Below are 18420 nucleotides of genomic sequence, written 5' to 3' on the forward strand. Positions count from 1 at the left end.
TTCGCGTTATGTCAAATAACAACGACGACAAACACAAGCCACGAGGAAATGTCAGTGGCAAGCCGGCCAGGCACGGATAGCGCCTGGCCGGCCACCTCGCCACCCTTACTGCACGGCCGTGAACACCTTGCTGCCGTTCACCCAGGTTTCCAGTACACCGATGTCGCGCATGCCGGCGGCATTCGGCTCGCTCCATCGCAGCGGGTTCTTCGCCAGGATCACGAGATCGGCCTGCTTGCCCGGCAGCAGCGAACCGATCTGGTGATCGAGATGGCATTGCCACGCCGCGTCGATGGTCACGGCGCGCAGCGCCTGGTAGACGTCCAGGCGCTCGCGCGGGTTGAGCACGTTCTCCGTGCCGCCGGACGACGGCGAGCCGTGCTCGAGCGCCTCCATCACGCGCCCGATCGACTGCTCCATGCAGCGCAGCGGCCCGAACGGCGTCACGAAGTGGTCGCTATGCAGGCTGATCCTCAGGCCCGCCTTCAATGCCGAGGCGCCGCGGTCGAGCAGTTGCGCGCGCTCGGCACCCAGGATGGTGTCGCGGAACGCGGCGCCCCAGTAGCCCACGTGGCCGATCAGGAAGCTCGGCGAGATCGCCATCCGCCGCATCTGGCCAATCGCGTCGTCGTGCAGTAGCGAGGCGTGCTCGATACGGTGACGCTGCGTGGCCCAGGCCGGCTGGGTCGGATACGGCTGCTTCGGCGGCGGAGGCGGCGGCACCTTGCTGAGCGCGGTCTGGTAGGCCGCCAGCACGTTGGCGATGCCCTCGTCGCCGTTGGCGTGCGTGAGAATCGGCCAGCCGGCGTCGGCCACCATCGCCATCAAGTCGGCCAGCTTGCGCACCGGGTCGAAATTGAACAGGCCGTAAGCCCCGACGCCGGGCACCGTGTGCTCGTCGCAACACTGGTACGGGCGGCTCTGGAAACCCGTCAGCCCCTGGTTCGAGCCGTCGGCGATCAGCTTGACCGCGCGCAGCGTGAACAGCGCGTTCGGGTCGCTCTCCAGTTCCGGCTTGTAGGCGTTGAGCCAGGTCATCAGGTCGTTGCCGTTGCCGTACAGCGCGCCGCCCACCCGCACGGTCATGGCCGGCGTCTTCGCCAGCGCCTTCATCATGGTGACTTCGTCCGGCCCCGCGATCAGCCCGACGCTCGCATCGAACACGGTGGTGATGCCGCGCTGGTTGGCCTGCTGGAACACGATCGCGAGTCCCGCGAGGATCTGCTCGGCGGTGACGGGCGGCATGGCGGCCAGCACCGCCGCCGACTGCTGCTCGGTCAGCACGCCGTCCTTATGGCTGCCGTCCAGGCCGGCCGCCTTCAGCGCGGGCGTGTTGGCATAGCTGATATGGCCGGACGCGTTGAGCAGGAAGATCTTGACGTCGGTGCTGATGTCGTCGAGAAATCCGGCGTCGACATCCTGCCAGACCGTCATCAAGGACGGATCGACGCCGTAGCCCGTCACCCATTTGCGCGGCGGGGTCGCCGCGTGCGCCGCCGCGACCGCGTCCTGGAGCCGCCGCGCGATCTCCTGCCGGTCATAGCGCGGGTTCAGGTTCTGTCCGTCGAACGGCGACAGGTCGGCCCAGGTCGTCATCAGGGCGCTCGTCACCAGATGCGCATGCGGGTCGATCAGGCCGGGCAGCAGCGCCTCGTCGGCCGTGAGCGGCCGCTCGATAACCGGTGCGTAGTCGGCCATCGCCTTACGCACCCCCGCCAGATCGCCGCTCGCGATCACCTGGCCATCCGCGATGCCGAGCGCCTTGACGCGCTGCTCGGGATGCTCCGGGTCCGGGTGGATGTGCCCGCCATGGAAGATCACGGACTGCGACGGTCCCCGGGAAGCCGGCCGAGACACGGCGCCATCGAGCGCGGCCTGCCATTGGTGGTGATCGTGGCGGTAGGACGGCAGCAGATGCGGGCTGCAACAGGCACAACCGAATTGGAGACGTTCCGACATAGGGTTCCTCTTGGTTTTTCACCGCGGTCTCGATAATCACGATCGATATCGCGAGACGCGGATTCGATAAGCTCGGCATTCGCTTCGAGCGGCGCATCGATATTCGAACGCCCTGCTCTTCCCGACCGCCGCTGCGACGTGTCGAATAACAGCCGTCAACGCCGCGTCATTCCTCCGACAACGCTGCACGCCGCGGCGGCATGATTTAACGATGGCCGAAACACAGCCAAGGGTTCGGCAAAACGATGCTGTCAATATCGAAAGCGAATGCCGAGCTTATCGAATCCGGGCCTCGCGATATCGAGAATGGGAATGGAGACGTCCACGTCGAGCGTGACGGGCAATGTCACGTCAGGCTTCCACTCCGTTCCGATGAAATCCAAAATCCTCGCCATCACAGCTACCCCGGAGATATTTATTCGTTATTTAAATGCCGAATGATGATTTCGGCTTGCAAGGAAGCATCTTCACCGCGCGAACCGAATGACTCGATCTCGGCATCTTGCAAATGGCACGACACCGATTGCTTTCGCGGGCAAGTGCGAAACTAGCACGGAAGTCTCAGTGGATTGATGTAGATATTATTATTTCGGATGCTGCTTTGATCTGCATCATTGACGCGACGACTCTTTATAAATAAGGCCTCAAGTTTTTGGCATCGTCGCCGATCGAATTCGCAACCGTCCAAGAGCGCAGGCGTTCGGCCCGGCGTCCGTCACTGGCTTGGCTCGGCGGCCCGGCCGCGGGCTGCCCCGGACCCGGGCCCGCCGCCCGCCTACTTGTAGCTGAACGCTCCCGGATGATTCTCCAGGCTTCCTGTCAGCGCCGCGTACAGGATCGTGCGGCCGTCGATCGACTCGTTGTCGCCGCCGATGTTCAACCATGTCAGCTTTTCGACATCATGCTTCGGATCGACGACCGACAGCACGCCGACCATCCGCTTCGCCTGCGGGTCGTACATCACGGCAATTCGCTGCGCGCCGCAATCATGCGGCTTGCAGGCGCTCATGACATAAACGTCGTGGCCGCCGAACGACACCGTGTTCGCCGGCGATTCGGTACCGCCTCGCGCCACCCAGTCGGGCAAGCGATGCCCTTTCTTCATGGCGGCAAAGGCCGCCGCCGCATCATGATTGCTGGCGATCGCGCTGAACGACTGCGGATCGGCCTTGGCGGCCTCGTCGGCCCACGCGAACTGGCCGACCTGGCCGCCGATGCTCAGGACGGCGACGGCAAGCAAGGAAATCTTCAATGACATGCGGAACCTCCTGGATCCATTCGATATCGGTGCCGTCTTAGTGCCGAAAGTCAGCCGTAAGTTTCTTGCCCAGGCGTTGCGGAACGCGCCGGATTGCGTCGCGCCCCCCCGCGCCGGCTCGGCTCACGAATGCTGCCGGATCAACCATCTCGTCGGCGCGAACGACACCTCGAACCGCGACAGGAACGATTGCCCGAGCAGTCCGTCGATGCCCTGCCCGAACGGCGCCTTGCCGGCCGGATCGACCGATACCGGCACCGCGGAAGCCTCGACCTGGCCGAGCTTGACGGAATCCGCCTGGGCCAGCAGGCCCTCGCGCGGGCCATTGGCGGTCTGCAGGCGAATGTGCCGGGCCTGCGCGGTGTCGATCCGGGCCCGCTGCGCGAACGCCTGGCTCATCACGACATAGCTCGCCCCGGTATCGACGATGAAGGTGCCTTCCACGCCGTTGATGCGCGCCTTCACCTGGATGGTATTGCTGCCCTTGCGCGCGAAGCTTTCCTGCCCGGATGCATAACTCGTCGGGCAACTGGCATGCGAGGCATAACGGGCGATGATGCCCTTGGCCTGCGCATTGTCGGCGCGCTCGGGATCAGCCGACACCCACATGCGGATCGCGCTCACCGCGTCGCAGTAGCGGCCGGCCTTGGCATGCAGGTCCGCGATGCGGATGAACAGGTTGCTGGTGATCGAGGCGCGGTCCGGCGACAAGGCCAGCACCTGCATGTAGTCGGCCAGCGCCGCCTCGTCCTGCTGCGCGCCCTCGTAGGCGCGGCCGCGATCGAAATAGTATTGCGGCTCGGTGGCATCGTTCGCCAGCAGGCGGTTGGCGATCGCCACCGCGCCCTGGTAGTCGCTCGCGGCGATCAGGTCCTCGATGGCCGCGCCGAGGAAGCCGTCCGCCTTGCCGCAGCGATCCACGAAGGCGACCAGCGCGTCGGCGCTCTCGCGCCGGTAGCCGAGCGCGTCGATTTCGGCGGCCAGGCGGCCCATGGCGTCGCGATTGCAGGCCTCTCGGCTCAACTGCAGCAGCGGGCGCCGGATATCGGGCTTGCTCAGGTCGGAAATGGCAACGCTCGACAGTCGATAAGTGTCGACAGCGGGTTTGATGTCCTTGGGAATGGGTACCTTGAATTCGTCGCAGGCAGCCTGCGAGAGCAGGATCGCGCAAAGAACGAACAGCTTGGCCGGCCGGGCCATCATTCTCGTCATCTTATTGTTGGAGCGAGCAAGGAGATCGGAACACACGGCGCTGACGAACAGCGCTCGAATTTTTCGAAAGCCTAGCATGGAAGTCGCGACGTGAATGCGCCAGCTCGGCCATGCGGATCGCGATTGACTACTCGCGATCAGGAATACCGGCGCCAGGGCCTCGCTTTCCCATCCAATCCGGGCCGGGCCGCGAGTATCGGGACGCGCGGCCCGGCCCTGCTTCACCGGATCCCCTTCCCCCGGCTCACAGCCCCAACGAGGAAATGAACTGGTTCGTGTAGCCGAGCGTCCCGGCCTTCCCGTAGTTGTTGCAGGTATCGGACGAGTTGTTGTCCGAGGTGGCCGGCTTGCAATCGCGATCGCGCGAGAAGGCCCAGAAGTGGATCCCGGCGATCTGCTTGGACAGCGCGTAGTTCGACACCGCCACCGCGTCGGCCAGCGTGAAGGTCTCGTCGATGCTGTCGTTGCCGCCGATCATCGGCGTCACCTCGATCTGGTTGTACGGCACCTTCCAGTGGTTGTGCAGGTTCTCGGCCGCCGCGATGGTCGACTTGCCCATGTCGCACTTGCCGCTGCTGTTGAGCGTGCAGAGCGAGGGATCCTCGTCACCCGAATCCGCGAAATCCATGGTCATCAAGTTGATCGTGTAGTTCTTCAATCCGTAGTTCTGGATCGCCGTCATCACCTTCACGCCGATGTCGCCGAGGCTCTGCCCCGCATTGCCGCCCTCGGTCGCGATCGTGAAGCTGAAGCGCAGGTTCGGGTAGGTGTTCTGCGCGTTCGCCACGCGCGCCACCAGGTTGTTGATGTCGCTCTGGCTCTGGCCGTTCTCGACGTCGAAATCCACGCCGAGCATGTTGGCGCTGTAGTACGTCTGGATGAACTTCAGGAAGTTGGCGTCCGAGGTGCAGAGGAAGCTCGCGCCGGCGCCGCCGGTCGAGACGATGTATTTCTTGCCGGCGTTCACGAAGCCCTGCACGTTCGCCTTCGCGAACGAGGAGGCCGACACGCCGCTCCAGTCCTCGCTGCCGCAGTTGCCGGTCGCGAAGGCCCAGGTCACCGCCTGGAGCTTGGCCGGCATCACGCTCAGCAAGGTCTTGGAACTGCCGGTGACGGTGGTGTTGAGCTGGGCGCCGCTGAAGTCGCCCGAGTAGAAATACGGGCTGTAGATGAAGTTGGCGGCCACCGCGGCGGTGGCCGCCGATTCGGCCAGCACGGGCGCGGAAGCGGCGAGACAGAGCAAGGCGGCCAGGCCCTTGAGTCGAAGCGATTTCATCTGAATTCTCCTGAAGAGAGGGTGAGACGACGATGCGCGGGCGTGGATTCGCCCGCTGTTGGTGACGCCACCATCCTGCGTGGCGCGACTTCCCTGCCCGGCCTCGCCTATCGAGGCCGGACCAGCCGGCCGGCGCCCCGCCCCTCGCGGCGGCGGCGGCCCGCAATCGAAAAATCCTCACGTCGAACTGCAATCCAGATGCTGCGAGCGCGCCTTTCCGATCGACTCGCGGGTCGACCGAAGGCTTTGTAAGAATCGAATCGCGATACCTGTCCCGCGAAACGTTTATCAGGCAAATGATTGTCGTGAAATCGAAAAGGCGGAATCGAGTATGCGTAACGCCCATGGCGAACGCAATTCGATATTCATTTAGATATGGAGATTTCCGCGCCGGAGATCGAGATCAAGCCGAAAGCCTGTCCAGCAAAGGATTTCGTTCCGAAAATCCGGAGCATGCAAAAATTTACGGAACGATATTCGATGAATTTATTGGATGATTTTTTCGAATCCGGAAACACCATGATCGCCATCGGGCCATTCGATTCCGGCCATCAGCCGCGACTCGGAATGTAATGAATTTGAAATAAAATCAGTAAAACTGATGAGCCGACGGCGCCGCCATCGACAATTTTTATCATTTCTCAATGCATTAAATTTATTGGAATTTCAATAATCCGGCTTACCGATTCATCGGATCCCTATATAAAACATTGCGATACCAGGGCGGCACCCACCCATTCGCCTTTCCGGCCTGGTGGTCCCAACAATAAGGATCTCGCGATGAAAACACTCCCCCTTGCCGCGGCATGCGCTTGCGCCTTGCCATCGCGACGCCGACCTGCGGCGATGGCTATGTCGGCTTCCGGATCGATAGCGTCACGATCGAGATGTCGGCCGTTTCGAACCTGTCTCTCAGCGGCGGCGCCGGCCTGTCGATCCCGGCCACCGTGAAGCCGAACCTGAGCGGCACGCTGTCGACCACGCATTCGGGTTCGAACAAAGTCACTTATGCCTATTTCCCGCCCACCAGCCAGGACTATGAAAAGCAATTGAACGCGCTGGGAGAGGCCGGCGCGAACGACCCGGCGATCCGCGACGATGCCGTGCTCACGCCCCTGCTCGACAACCTGCGCGACTCGATCATCCGCGCCACCGCCGTGAGGCCCTGTTTCCACGCCACCGACGACGCCTACAAGGGCGACAGCATCTCGGTGGACGTCGGCATCTCGACCGAATCGAAGGCCGGCGGCGGCATTTCCTTCTACCTCGTCGACCTGTCGGCATCGCGGGACAAGAAGCTGAACCGCGCCACCACCCTCACCATCCACTTCACGCCGGTCGACGATCGCAAGCCGGCGCCGGCCGAGGAGCGCAAGCGCCCCGCCGCCAAGGCGAAGTCACGCGGCTGACGCCGCCGGGCCGCGGCGAACCCGGGCGCCCCGGGCACGCGCCCCAGCCCGCTTTCCTCTGCCCTTTTCCCCTCCTGGCGGCGCCGAGCAGGCCGCCGGGGAACGCCTGCCTGACGGGAATCTGGCAGCATTGACAGCAAACAAAAAACCTGTTGGCTGGGCGGAAATTGAGCCGGTAGTATCCCGCCGATGCGACGGGCGCGACGCCCGCTGCGGCGGACTTTTCCTCAATTTGTCGCGATTTTCGGAAGATACATGCTCGGCCTAGTACGCGTTGCCTTGCGAAGACCGTATACGTTCGTGGTCCTCGCAATCCTGATCCTGATCATTGGGCCGCTCGCAGCACTGCGCACGCCGACCGACATCTTCCCGAACATCCGCATCCCCGTGATCGCGGTGATCTGGCAGTACACGGGCCTGTCGCCGGACCAGATGGCCGGGCGCATCTCCTCGCCCTTCGAGCGCACGCTGACCACCACGGTCAACGACGTCGAGCACATCGAGGCGCAGTCGATCACCGGCTTCGGCGTGATCAAGATCTTCTTCCAGCCCGGCGTCGACATCAACACGGCGAACGCGCAGGTCACCGCGGTCTCGCAGACGCTGCTGCGCCAGTTGCCGCCCGGCACCACCCCGCCGCTGATCCTGAACTACAACGCCTCGACGGTGCCGATCATCCAGCTCGCGCTGTCGGGCAAGGGCCTGTCCGAGCAGAACCTCGCCGACCTGGGCCTCAACACGCTGCGCCCGGCGCTGGTGACGGTGCCCGGCGCGGCGATCCCGTTCCCGTTCGGCGGCAAGACGCGCCAGGTCCAGCTCGACGTCGATCCGGCCGCGCTGCAGGCGCGCGGGCTGTCGGCGCAGGACGTGGCCAACGCGCTGGCCGGCCAGAACCTGCTCACGCCGATCGGCACCGAGAAGATCGGCGACTATGAATACACGCTGAACCTGAACGACGCGCCCGGCGACATCCGCGAGCTGGCCAACCTGCCGGTCAAGGCGGTGAACGGCACCACCATCTACATGCGCGACATCGCCAACGTGCACGACGGCAGCGCGCCGCAGACCAACATCGTGCACGTCGACGGCAACCGCTCGGTGCTGATCACGGTGCTCAAGAACGGCGCGGCCTCGACGCTGGCGATCATCTCGGGCATCAAGCAGCACGTCGAGCAGGGCAAGGCCGGCTGGCCGCAGAACCTGCAGATCGCCCCGATCGGCGACCAGTCGCTGTTCGTCACGGCAGCCATCAGCGGCGTGGCGCGCGAGGGCGTGATCGCGGCGGTGCTGACCAGCCTGATGATCCTGCTGTTCCTCGGCAGCTGGCGCTCGACCCTGATCATCGCCACCTCGATCCCGCTGGCCGTGCTCGGCTCGATCATCACGCTCTCGGCGCTCGGCGAGACGCTCAACATCATGACCCTGGGCGGCCTCGCGTTGGCGGTCGGGATCCTGGTGGACGACGCCACCGTGACCATCGAGAACATCAACTGGCACCTGGAACAGGGCAAGCAGGTGGAGCCGGCGATCCTCGACGGCGCCGCGCAGATCGTCACGCCGGCCTTCGTCTCGCTGCTGTGCATCTGCATCGTGTTCGTGCCGATGTTCTTCCTGCAGGGGATCGCGCGCTTCCTGTTCGTGCCGATGGCCGAGGCGGTGATGTTCGCGATGATCTCCTCGTTCATCCTGTCGCGCACCCTGGTGCCGACCATGGCCAAGTACCTGCTCAAGCCGCACGCGCATGCCGAAGGCGGGCACGGCGCCGAACGCGCGCCCAGCCGCAACCCGCTGGTGCGCTTCCAGCGCGGTTTCGAGGCGCGCTTCGAGCGCGTGCGCTCCCGCTATCGCGCCCTGCTGGAGCTGGCGCTCGCGCATCGCAAGCCCTTCGTCTCGGTGTTCTTCGGCTTCGTGCTGGTCTCGTTCGCGCTGGTGCCGCTCCTGGGCCAGAACTTCTTCCCCTCGGTGGATGCCGGCCAGATCGTGATGCACGTGCGCGCGCCGGTCGGCACGCGCGTGGAGCGCACCGCCGAGATCCTCGCCAGGGTGCAGCAGGCGGTGCGCGGCATCATCCCGCCCGCCGAGCTCGGCACCATGGTCGACAACATGGGCCTGTCCTCGAGCGGCATCAACACCGCCTACAACAACACCGGCACCATCGGCTCCCAGGACGGCGACATCCAGATCACCCTGAACGAGGGCCACGGGCCCACCGCCGACTACGTGCGCCGCATGCGCGAGGAACTGCCGCGCCGCTTCCCCGGCGTGACCTTCTCGTTCCCGCCGGCCGACATCATCAGCCAGATCCTGAACTTCGGCTCGCCGGCGCCGATCGACCTGCAGGTGCGCGGCAACAACCTGGCCGCCAACTTCGACTACACCAACACGCTGCTGCGCGAGATCCGCCGCGTGCCGGGCGTGGTGGACGCGCGCATCCAGCAGTCGCAGCAAAGCCCGGCCTTCTCGGTCGACGTCGATCGCACCCGCGCCCAGTTGCTGGGCATCACCGAGCGCGACGTGACCAACAGCCTGGTGGTGAACCTGGCCGGCTCCAGCCAGGTGGCGCCCACCTACTGGCTGAACCCGGCCAACGGCATCTCCTACCCGATCGTGATGCAGACGCCGCAGTACAACCTCGACACGCTGGCGGCGCTGCAGAACCTGCCGATCTCGGCCACCGGCGCGAACGCCGCCGCGGCCGGCAACGCCACCCAGATCCTCGGCGGCCTGGCCACCATCCGTCGCGCCGACATCAACTCGATCGTCAGCCAGTACAACATCCAGCCGATGGTCGAGATCTTCGCGACCACCCAGGATCGCGACCTGGGCTCGGTCTCGCGCGACATCAACCGGATCGTCTCGGCGCATGCCAAGGAACTGCCGCGCGGCTCCAGCGTGGCCCTGCTCGGCCAGGTGCAGACCATGAACGCCGCGTTCGGCGGCATGCTGTTCGGCCTGCTCGGCGCGGTGGTGCTGATCTACCTGCTGATCGTGGTGAACTTCCAGTCCTGGTCGGATCCCTTCGTGATCGTCACGGCGCTGCCGGCCGCGATCGCCGGCATCATCTGGATGCTGTTCGCGACCCACACCACCATGTCGGTGCCGGCGCTGACCGGCGCGATCATGTGCATGGGCGTGGCCACCGCCAACTCGATCCTGGTGGTCAGCTTCTGCCGCGAATCGCTGGCCGAGCACGGCGACCCGCTGCGCGCGGCGATCGAGGCCGGCTTCACGCGCTTCCGCCCGGTGCTGATGACGGCGCTGTCGATGGTGATCGGCATGGCGCCGATGGCGCTCGGCCTCGGCGAGGGCGGCGAACAGAACGCGCCGCTCGGGCGCGCCGTGATCGGCGGTCTGATGTTCGCCACCGCGGCCACGCTGTTCCTGGTGCCCGCCGTGTTCTCCATGATTCATGCGCGCCCGCGCCAGGCGCCCTCTTCCGATATTTCTGAGCAAGGAACCGGCCATGTCGTCTGAAGCTTCCCGTCCACGATCGGTCTCCCGCCGCCGGCTGCGCACCGCCGCCGTGGCGGGCGTGGTGATCGCCGTGGCGATCGTGGCCGCCGGCATCGCGGTACGCGCCCATGACGCCTCGCGCGTGCGCGCCTGGACCGACACCAATGCCGTGCCGACCGTGCGCGTGATCGCCGTGTCGCGCGCCGACGCCGGGCCCGCGCTGAACCTGCCGGGCCGGCTCGAGGCCTGGTCGAGCGCGCCGATCCTGGCGCGCGTGAGCGGCTACCTGAAGTCCTGGCAGTACGACATCGGCTCGCACGTGAAGAGCGGACAGGAACTCGGCGTGATCGAGACGCCCGAGGTCGACCAGCAACTGCTGCAGGCGCGCGCCGACCTGGAGAGCGCGCGTACCAATGCCTCGCTGGCCGAGATCACCGCCAAGCGCTGGCAGTCGCTGCTGGGCTCGGATGCCGTTTCCAAGCAGGACGTCGACCAGCGCACCAGCGACTACGCGGCCCGCCGCGCCGCGGTGGACTCGGCGCTGGCCAACGTCAACCGGCTGGTCGCGCTGAAGGGCTTCGCGCGGCTGGTGGCGCCGTTCGACGGCGTGGTGACCGCGCGGCGCACCGACGTGGGGGCGCTGGTCAATGCCGGCGGCTCGACCGGCGAGGAACTGTTCACCGTGTCGGACGTGACGCGGCTGCGCGTCTACGTGCAGGTGCCGCAGAACTACGCGCCGAGCGTGCGGCCCGGCACCGACGCGACGCTGACCGTGCCCGAGTACCCGCAGCGCAAGTTCGTCGCCAAGGTGGTGGCCGCCTCGGGCGCCGTCAATCCGCAATCGGGCACCACGCTCGTGCAGCTGGTGGTGGACAACCGGGACGGCGCGCTGCTGCCGGGCGCCTTCGCCAACCTGGCCTTCGCGCTGCCGGCCTCGGCCGATACGCTGCGCGTGCCGGCCAGCTCGATCCTGTTCGACGCGCAGGGCACGCGCGTCATGACGGTGGGCGCCGACGGGCATATCCACTACCGTCGCGTGAAGATCACGCGCGATCTCGGCACCCAGGTGGAGATCGCCGACGGGATCGGGGCCGGCGAGCGGATCGTCGATACGCCGCCCGACGGGCTCGCCGACGGCGATGCGGTGCACATCGCGACCGGCGGCAACGCAGGCAATGGCGGCAACGCCGACGGCGGCGCCCAGAGGGCCCGTTCATGAAGCGGCCGATGTCCCGTCTGACGCTGCTGGCGGCCGCGCTCGCGCTGGCCGGCTGTTCGCTCGCGCCCGACTACAAGGTGCCGCCGGTGCCGGCCTCGGTGGCCTATCGCACGGTGGGCCCCTGGGCGCCGGCCCAGCCGTCCGACCAGATCCCGCGCGACGCCTGGTGGCAGGCCTATCGCGAGCCGGCGCTCGACGCGCTGGAAACTCGCCTGCTGGCCAGCAACGCCGACCTGGCCGCCGCGCTCGCGCATTACGCGCAGGCGCGCGCCTTCGTCTCGCAGCAGAGCGCGGCGGAGCTGCCGCGCGTCTCGGCCACCGCCAGCCCGACGCGCAACCGCCAGTCGGACACGCGGCCGCTGCGCGGCGCCGGCAGCCCGAACGAGTACAACGCCGTCTCGCTGGGCGGCGAGATCGACTACGAGCTCGATTTGTGGGGCCGCGTGCGCAACACGGTGGCGGCGGCCAAGGACGAGGCGCAGGCCACCAAGGCCGATCTCGCCTCGGTGCAACTGAGCCTGGAGGCGCAGCTCGCGCAGAGCTACCTGCAACTGCGCGGCCTGGATCGCCAGACCAAGCTGCTCAATGACACGGTGGCGGCCTTCCAGCGCGCCCAGCAGCTCACGCAGCGGCTGCACGACGCCGGCGCCGTATCGGGCCTCGACGTGACGCGCTCCACCGCGCTGCTGGCCGACGCGAAATCGCAGCTCACGCAGAACCTTGCCCAGCGCGCGCTGAACGAACACGCGATCGCGGTGCTGGTGGGTGCCTCGGCCTCGGACTTCCGGGTCGAGACCTCGGCGGCCGACGTGGTGCTGCCGCCGGTGCCGGTGGGCGTGCCCTCGACCCTGCTGCAGCGGCGCCCCGACATCGCGGCGGCGGAGCGGCGCGTGGCGGAGTCGAATGCGCGGATCGGGGTGGCGCGCGCCGCCTATTTCCCGCAGATCACGCTCAGCGCCCAGGGCGGGCTGCAGAGCTCGAACTACACGAACTTCTTCAGCGCGCCGAACTTCTTCTGGTCGGTCGGGCCGTCGATCGCGCAGTACCTCTTCGACGGCGGGCTGCGCCGGGCCCAGCTCGATGCCGTCAAGGCCGCCACCGACGAGGCCGCCGCGCGTTACCGCGGCGTCGCGCTGGCCGCCTTCCAGCAGGTCGAGGACAGCCTGACGCTGCTGCACGACCTGGGCACCGCGCTCGACCAGGAGCGCGAATCGGCCGATGCCGCCCAGCGCGCCGTCGAGCTGGCGCTGACGCGCTACCAGCGCGGCATCGCCAGCTACCTGGACGTGGTGCAGGCGCAGACCACCGCGCTGAGCACCGAGCGCAGCGTGCTCGACATCCAGACCCGCCAGTGGGTGGCCAACGTGCAGTTGGTGCGCGCGCTCGGCGGCGGCTGGTCGGACGGGGATCTGGACGACCTGTCGAAGCCGGAGGCGGCGCCGGCCGTCGCCACGGCGCCGCCGCCCAAGGCGGGCTGAAACCACGCCGCGCGCGCCGGCGATCTCGTCGCCCGGCGCGCGCGGTCGTATCGGGCCGGGCCCGGGAATCAGGCCGGGGGCCCGGCTCGCAAGCCTCAGCGCGGCGTGCCCACCTCGTCCAGCAACTGCACCAGGTACTTGCCCCAGACCTCGGGATGCGCCAGCGTCTGGTGGCCATAGGAACCCGCGCCTTCCGGAATCTCCACGAAACGGCCGCCCGGCACCTCGGGCACCAGGCGCTGCATCGCGCCGAGATCGGTGGCGTTGATCAGGTCGTCCTGGAAGTTGACGGCGAACAGCTTGGCGCGGATCCTGCCGAGCTGCGGCGCGGGATCGTAGTCGGACGAGGAGCGGAACCAGTACAGCACGTCGTTGGCGTCGTACTTCGCGTATTGCGCGACGATCGAGTCGTACAGCTTCGTGGCGGCCTCGCGATCGGGCGCGGCGAGCTGCAACTGGCGCGGGTTCTGCGTCATGATCGCGAACACCGGCATGGTGCGGATCCACTGCTGCGGCGAGCTGGCGTAATCGCCCTGCTGCCAGCCCGGATCATGCTCGATGGCGCCCACCACCATCTGCCGCCACAGCCAGTTGCGGCCTGCCATCGCGATCGGCTGCGAGGCGATCGGCATCAGCGCGTCCATCATCGCCGGGTGCTGCTCGCCCCACAGCCAGGTCTGCATGCCGCCCATCGAGGTGCCCAACACCAGCTTCAGGTGGTCGACCTTGAGCCCTTCCGTGACCAGCCGGTACTGGCCCTGCACCACGTCGTTGTAGCCGTATTGCGGGAAGCGCGCGCGCAGGCCGTCGCTGGGCTTGCTCGAACCGCCGCGGCCCAGGCCGTCCGGCACGATCACGAAATACTTGCTGGTGTCGAGCGGCGCGCCCGGCGCGAACAGCGCCTCGCGCGAACTCTTGGTGAGGAACTGCGCGCCGCTGCCGGTGGTGCCGTGCAGCAGCAGCACCGCGTTGGTGGCGTGGCCGGCCGCGTCGCGCCGCAGCCGGCCCAGGGTCGTGTAATGGAGCCTGACCTCGGGCAGCACCGAGCCGTCGGAGAAACGGAAATCGCGGGCGAGGTAGTCGCCTGCCGCTTCGGCCGCGTCCGCCGCCCCGGCGGGCGTCGGCGTCTGCGCGTGGCCCAGCGCGCAGACCGTCATCGCGGCGCAGCCCAACAAAATGCTTTTCATGGCTTTCTCTGTCATTGCAGGTTCGGGGATCCGTTCGCATCGAATCGGCGTTCCGGCCACGGGTGCCCGGCGGCATGACAGATGCCGTCCGCCCCGCCGGCCGTTGCTCCAATGTAGCGAAGGCAGGCGGCGGCGGATGGGACAATCTTCCGGTTTTCCTGTACGCGTTATCGATGCGCGACGAAGCTTTCGGATTTCAGGCCGGCACCGGGCCACGCGGCGGCACCGCCGCTCACAGCAACTCGGAAATCTCGATCAGGTTCAGGTCCGGGTCGCGCACATAGACCGAGCGGATCCGGGCCGTCGCGCCGGTTCGCTCGACCGGGCCCTCGACGATCGGCCAGTTCATGCGCGCCAGGTGCGCGATCACCTCGTCCAGCGGCACCGCCGCGATGAAGCACAGATCGAGCGCGCCCGGCACCGGCAGATGCGCCTTCGGCTCGAACTCGGCGCCGCGCACGTGCAGGTTGATCTTCTGGTTGCCGAAGCGAAACGCCAGGCGCCCGGCGCCGAAGCTCTCGAGCTGCATCTGCAGCACCTCGGTATAGAAATGCCGGCTGGCATCGGGGTCGACGCAGGTCAGCACCAGGTGGTCGAGATGGTCGATCAGCGGCATGGTCGGGCTCCTTGGGGCGAACAGGATGGCAGGACCGCCATGATGCGGGTTTTCGGCGCGATCGGCGCCGCTGCCCGCTTCCCGGCCGGGGAACGCTCGCGCCGAACCAGCGTTCCGATCCTGTATCCTTCGCAGGTTCGCGCGTCCAGCCCAATCCTTGTCAGATCGATGCCAGCCACCCGCCCTTCAGCCGACCAGCCGCTGTATGAAATCGTCCGCGCAGGCATTCTCGAGCGTCTGCGCACCGGCGTCTGGGCCGCCGGCGAGAAGATCCCCACCGAACCGCAACTGGCCGAGGCATTCGGCGTGGGCATCGGCACCATCCGCCGCGCGGTGGAGGAACTGGTCGCCGAGCGCCTGCTGATCCGGCGCGCGCGGCTCGGCACCATCGTCGCGAAATTCGCCGACGAACATGCCTTCGACCAGTATTTCAACTTCGTCGACCACACCGGCGAGACGGTGACGGTGGGCGCGCGGCTGCTGCGTTTCGGCAAGGAGCGCGCCACGCCGGCGCTGGCCTCGATCCTGAAGCTGGAGCGCGGCGCGCGCCTGGCCAGCGTCGACAACCTGCGCCTGCTCGGCGAGGTGCCGGTGATGCTCGACCATCTGTGGATTCCACTCGACCTGTTCCCGAAGCTCACCGCCGAGCACTTCGCGGCGCGGCGCGGCTCGATCTACGGCTTCTACCAGGAGCATTTCGGCATCTCGGTGGTGCGCGTGGTGGAGGACCTGGCCGGCGCGGTCGCCGACGAGAAGGTGGCCGATGCGCTGCAGGTACAGCCCGGCACGCCGGTGCTGCGCGTCGAGCGCACCGCCTATACCTTCAAGGACAAGCCCGTCGAGCATCGCGTGCGCTTCGTCGAATCGAGCCATTGCGTGTATCGCAACACGCGCGGGCTGCAGGACTGAAAGACCGCCGCCGCGATGCCTGCGGCGGTCTTCGCAAGCAACTCGCGGCTCAGGCCACCGTCGACCACCAGGCGGCCGGCTCGCCGGCAATCCGCGCCGCGTCGAAGCGATAGGCCATCAGCGCCGCCAGGCCGCGCCGCCCGTCGATCGAGGCCACCGCGCTGGTGAAGCCGTGCTTGGCCACCAGGGCCGATTCGATCGCGTCGGCGGCCGCCTTGCCGATCTCGATGGCTTCCATCGCCTTGCCCGCGTTGCGCGCGAGCCCCGCCGCCTGGGTCGCCGCCACGCCGAGCGCATGCTGCGCACGCGGCGCGTCGAGCCCCAGCAGGCGCGCCACGGCCAGCGTGGCCCCCAGCACCCCGATCGAGGACACGAGGTTCCAGCGCGCCCGGTATTCGCTGCTGTCGAGCGCGGCCAGCGTGTGCGTGGCGGCCTCGGTGCCGATCGCCACGGCTTCGGCGATGGCCTCGTCCGATGCGCCGAAGCGCTCGCCCGCCGTCAGCGCCGCCGCGACCACCGGCGTCGCCAGCGAGGGCACGGCCTGCGCCGTCAACTGCGCGCCCAGGCTCCAGGCACGCAGGCGCAGGTCGCTCGACGCGTTCGCCTGCGCCGGCAGCCCGGCGACCGCCGCATCGGCGGAGGTCGACGACAGGATCGCGCGCGCCTCGGCGATCGCCCGATGGGCCGCCGCGACGGCGGAGCGCGCCTCCTTCGCCAGCGGCGCGAGCGCGAAGCTCACCAGCGCGGCGGAAACGTCGGAATGGGTGGCGGCCTCATGCATGATTCTGGTCCTCGGTGGGAAGGCAAAGTTCGAAAAGCGCGCGCAGGTCGGGCTGGGATTCGAGATCGCGAACCAGCTCGGCGATCCGTTGCGTGGCGCCGTCGCCGAGGATCGGATCGATCAGCAGCTCGATCTTTTCCCGCAGCTCGTCGTCGGTGAGCGGGCGCGCCAGGCTGCCGCGCGCGTGCTCGACGTGATGCGCCACGGTGCTGCCGTCCTTGAGCAAGGCCTCGATGAACACCTCGTCGCGATTCACGGCGCTGTCGGGCACCAGCTTCGTGCGGGCACGCATCGCGCTGACGTCGGGCTGCACCACGCGCGCGTCCTCGTATTGCGCGATCCCGACACGACGGTCGCACAGCGCCGCCGCGACGCCGTGGATCGCGCTGAAGCGCGCCTGCAGGCCATCCTTGGGCTGCGGGTTGCCCATCAGCTCGGGCACCAGCGGATGGCAGCGCAGCGTGATCGACTCGATCTCGCCGACCTCGGGAATCCGCGCCGACAGGGCCAGTCCCGCGTCGATCGCCGGGTGGGCAACGATGCCGCAGGGATAAGGCTTGTAGGTGTTCGACAGCAGTTCCCAGCGCTCGCCCATCGCGCCGTTCATCAACTCGAAATCGACCTTGGTCGACAGCGAGTGCGAATAACCGCCCGGCGCCTCGAAGACGTCGTCCTCGGCCGGCTGCCCCCGCTGCGCGAGCTGCGCGGCGACGATGCCGTTGGCCGCGGCCTTGCCCGGGTGATAAGGCTTGGTCATGGTGCCGAAGGCTTCGCGCTGGCCGACGAACATCGAGGCGGCGATGGCCGTCGCGCGGCGAATGCCGTCGACGTCCAGCCCCAGCAGCAGGGCCGCCGTCACGGCGCAGCCGATCACGCCGCAGGTCCCGGTGATGTGCCAGCCGCGGTCGTAATGCTCGGGCGAGATCGACACGCCCACCCGCAACTGCGCCTCGCAGCCCAGCGCGAAGGCCGTCAGCGCCTGCGCGCCGCTCGGCTGCGTCGACGGCGCCAGCGCCGTCAGCACGGCGAACACCGAGGCGGCCGGGTGGATCACCGTGGCCAGGTGCGTATCGTCGAAATCGTCGAGATGGCCCGCGAAGCCGGTGGCCAGCGCGGAGAAATGCAGGTCGGTGCGCTCGCCGCGCCCCGGCACCGGCGCGGCGGGCTGCGCGCCGATCTCGACGGCGGCGGCGAGGATCGCGTCGACGCCGGGATGGCGCGAGGCGCCGATCGACGTCCCGATCACGTTGATGAGGGAACGCCGGGCCTCGTCGGCGACCTTCGCAGGCAGCGGCTGCCCCGCAAGTGTGTACAGGCCGTGCGCAAACGCGGCGGCAATGGAACTCATTCGGACGATTCCTCCAGACTTTGGCCGACGCGCCGGAGACCCTTTCCCCGGCTCGCATCGGCAAGCAAACACGTCATGAAAAACCGCGCGGGACGACGCGCTTCCCATTCAGGCGGTGAATCGCCGGATTCGCGGTTTCGTCGACACTTGGCGAAATTCTACTTGGCAACACCCGATTAAACCAAGATATTTCAAGTAAAGTGTCGACACTTTGCCGTCAATCCTTCACGCACTCGTCACGACAAACCCAGCCCGGGCGCGCGCGAGGCACGGCGCCGAGGCGAGCTGCCGCGGGACGAAAGCGGGCGTCGCGCG

15 protein-coding genes are annotated in these 18420 nt (G+C 67.4%); 7 read left to right on the forward strand and 8 right to left on the reverse strand.

What is annotated here, in order from left to right:
* Positions 1–105: 105 nt before the first annotated feature.
* Positions 106–1959: an amidohydrolase gene (locus tag BM43_RS06750; RefSeq protein WP_042284564.1), complete on the reverse strand. Its 1854-nt coding sequence runs from the start codon at positions 1957–1959 to the stop codon at positions 106–108.
* A 312-nt stretch (positions 1960–2271) separates the two neighbouring features.
* On the opposite strand from BM43_RS06750, the gene BM43_RS42480 reads away from it, so the two are divergent.
* Positions 2272–2400, forward strand: a complete 129-nt coding sequence (locus tag BM43_RS42480; RefSeq protein ID WP_255222479.1) for a hypothetical protein — start codon at positions 2272–2274, stop codon at positions 2398–2400.
* 334 nt (positions 2401–2734) lie between these two features.
* On the opposite strand, the gene BM43_RS06755 is transcribed toward BM43_RS42480, so the two are convergent.
* The 3 genes from BM43_RS06755 to BM43_RS06765 all read right to left on the reverse strand — a co-directional run bounded on the left by BM43_RS06755 (position 2735) and on the right by BM43_RS06765 (position 5705).
* On the reverse strand, positions 2735–3199 hold the full coding sequence (locus BM43_RS06755) for an Ivy family c-type lysozyme inhibitor (protein WP_232484048.1): 465 nt from the start codon (positions 3197–3199) through the stop codon (positions 2735–2737).
* Between the two features lie 141 nt (positions 3200–3340).
* Complete coding sequence (locus BM43_RS37455) at positions 3341–4429, reverse strand: aspartyl protease family protein (RefSeq protein WP_157693226.1); 1089 nt, start codon at positions 4427–4429, stop codon at positions 3341–3343.
* Between the two features lie 244 nt (positions 4430–4673).
* Positions 4674–5705, reverse strand: a complete 1032-nt coding sequence (locus BM43_RS06765; RefSeq protein WP_036056202.1) for a glycoside hydrolase family 18 protein — start codon at positions 5703–5705, stop codon at positions 4674–4676.
* Positions 5706–6080: 375 nt separating this feature from the next.
* On the opposite strand from BM43_RS06765, the gene BM43_RS40195 reads away from it, so the two are divergent.
* The 5 genes from BM43_RS40195 to BM43_RS06785 all read left to right on the forward strand — a co-directional run bounded on the left by BM43_RS40195 (position 6081) and on the right by BM43_RS06785 (position 13264).
* Positions 6081–6278, forward strand: coding sequence for a hypothetical protein (locus tag BM43_RS40195; protein ID WP_111946409.1), 198 nt, complete (start codon positions 6081–6083; stop codon positions 6276–6278).
* Between the two features lie 239 nt (positions 6279–6517).
* On the forward strand, positions 6518–7114 hold the full coding sequence (locus tag BM43_RS06770; protein ID WP_144417630.1) for a hypothetical protein: 597 nt from the start codon (positions 6518–6520) through the stop codon (positions 7112–7114).
* 255 nt (positions 7115–7369) lie between these two features.
* Entirely contained in the window at positions 7370–10588 is a 3219-nt protein-coding gene (locus BM43_RS06775; RefSeq protein WP_036038745.1) for an efflux RND transporter permease subunit, read from the forward strand.
* Entirely contained in the window at positions 10578–11786 is a 1209-nt protein-coding gene (locus BM43_RS06780; RefSeq protein ID WP_036056197.1) for an efflux RND transporter periplasmic adaptor subunit, read from the forward strand. The genes BM43_RS06775 and BM43_RS06780 overlap by 11 nt, the downstream gene beginning before the upstream one ends.
* A gap of 8 nt (positions 11787–11794) precedes the next feature.
* Positions 11795–13264 carry an efflux transporter outer membrane subunit gene (locus BM43_RS06785; RefSeq protein WP_167547486.1) on the forward strand — a complete coding sequence of 490 codons (1470 nt, stop codon included), beginning with the start codon at positions 11795–11797 and terminating at the stop codon, positions 13262–13264.
* Between the two features lie 95 nt (positions 13265–13359).
* On the opposite strand, the gene BM43_RS06790 is transcribed toward BM43_RS06785, so the two are convergent.
* Both BM43_RS06790 and BM43_RS06795 read right to left on the reverse strand, forming a co-directional pair.
* Positions 13360–14451, reverse strand: coding sequence for an alpha/beta fold hydrolase (locus tag BM43_RS06790; RefSeq protein ID WP_052409130.1), 1092 nt, complete (start codon positions 14449–14451; stop codon positions 13360–13362).
* 232 nt (positions 14452–14683) lie between these two features.
* Complete coding sequence (locus BM43_RS06795; RefSeq protein WP_036056191.1) at positions 14684–15067, reverse strand: VOC family protein; 384 nt, start codon at positions 15065–15067, stop codon at positions 14684–14686.
* A 168-nt stretch (positions 15068–15235) separates the two neighbouring features.
* On the opposite strand from BM43_RS06795, the gene BM43_RS06800 reads away from it, so the two are divergent.
* Entirely contained in the window at positions 15236–15976 is a 741-nt protein-coding gene (locus BM43_RS06800; protein ID WP_036056189.1) for a GntR family transcriptional regulator, read from the forward strand.
* Positions 15977–16025: 49 nt separating this feature from the next.
* Here BM43_RS06800 and BM43_RS06805 read toward each other — a convergent pair whose 3' ends face one another.
* A complete protein-coding gene (locus BM43_RS06805) occupies positions 16026–16757 on the reverse strand; it encodes an MmgE/PrpD family protein (protein ID WP_036056187.1) in 732 nt (243 codons plus the stop codon).
* Positions 16750–18105, reverse strand: a complete 1356-nt coding sequence (locus BM43_RS06810; RefSeq protein WP_036056186.1) for an MmgE/PrpD family protein — start codon at positions 18103–18105, stop codon at positions 16750–16752. The genes BM43_RS06805 and BM43_RS06810 overlap by 8 nt, the downstream gene beginning before the upstream one ends.
* Positions 18106–18420: the final 315 nt, after the last annotated feature.

Source organism: Burkholderia gladioli, from assembly GCF_000959725.1.
Taxonomy (GTDB): domain Bacteria; phylum Pseudomonadota; class Gammaproteobacteria; order Burkholderiales; family Burkholderiaceae; genus Burkholderia; species Burkholderia gladioli.

Bases quoted from the DNA above. Each gene is read 5' to 3' on its own strand.
- BM43_RS06750 (WP_042284564.1), bottom strand. From the start codon at position 1,959: ATGTCGGAACGTCTCCAATTCGGTTGTGCCTGTTGCAGCCCGCATCTG.
- BM43_RS42480 (WP_255222479.1), top strand. From the start codon at position 2,272: ATGGAGACGTCCACGTCGAGCGTGACGGGCAATGTCACGTCAGGCTTC.
- BM43_RS37455 (WP_157693226.1), bottom strand. From the start codon at position 4,429: ATGACGAGAATGATGGCCCGGCCGGCCAAGCTGTTCGTTCTTTGCGCG.
- BM43_RS06765 (WP_036056202.1), bottom strand. From the start codon at position 5,705: ATGAAATCGCTTCGACTCAAGGGCCTGGCCGCCTTGCTCTGTCTCGCC.
- BM43_RS40195 (WP_111946409.1), top strand. From the start codon at position 6,081: ATGGAGATTTCCGCGCCGGAGATCGAGATCAAGCCGAAAGCCTGTCCA.
- BM43_RS06775 (WP_036038745.1), top strand. From the start codon at position 7,370: ATGCTCGGCCTAGTACGCGTTGCCTTGCGAAGACCGTATACGTTCGTG.
- BM43_RS06780 (WP_036056197.1), top strand. From the start codon at position 10,578: ATGTCGTCTGAAGCTTCCCGTCCACGATCGGTCTCCCGCCGCCGGCTG.
- BM43_RS06785 (WP_167547486.1), top strand. From the start codon at position 11,795: ATGTCCCGTCTGACGCTGCTGGCGGCCGCGCTCGCGCTGGCCGGCTGT.
- BM43_RS06790 (WP_052409130.1), bottom strand. From the start codon at position 14,451: ATGAAAAGCATTTTGTTGGGCTGCGCCGCGATGACGGTCTGCGCGCTG.
- BM43_RS06795 (WP_036056191.1), bottom strand. From the start codon at position 15,067: ATGCCGCTGATCGACCATCTCGACCACCTGGTGCTGACCTGCGTCGAC.
- BM43_RS06800 (WP_036056189.1), top strand. From the start codon at position 15,236: ATGCCAGCCACCCGCCCTTCAGCCGACCAGCCGCTGTATGAAATCGTC.
- BM43_RS06805 (WP_036056187.1), bottom strand. From the start codon at position 16,757: ATGCATGAGGCCGCCACCCATTCCGACGTTTCCGCCGCGCTGGTGAGC.
- BM43_RS06810 (WP_036056186.1), bottom strand. From the start codon at position 18,105: ATGAGTTCCATTGCCGCCGCGTTTGCGCACGGCCTGTACACACTTGCG.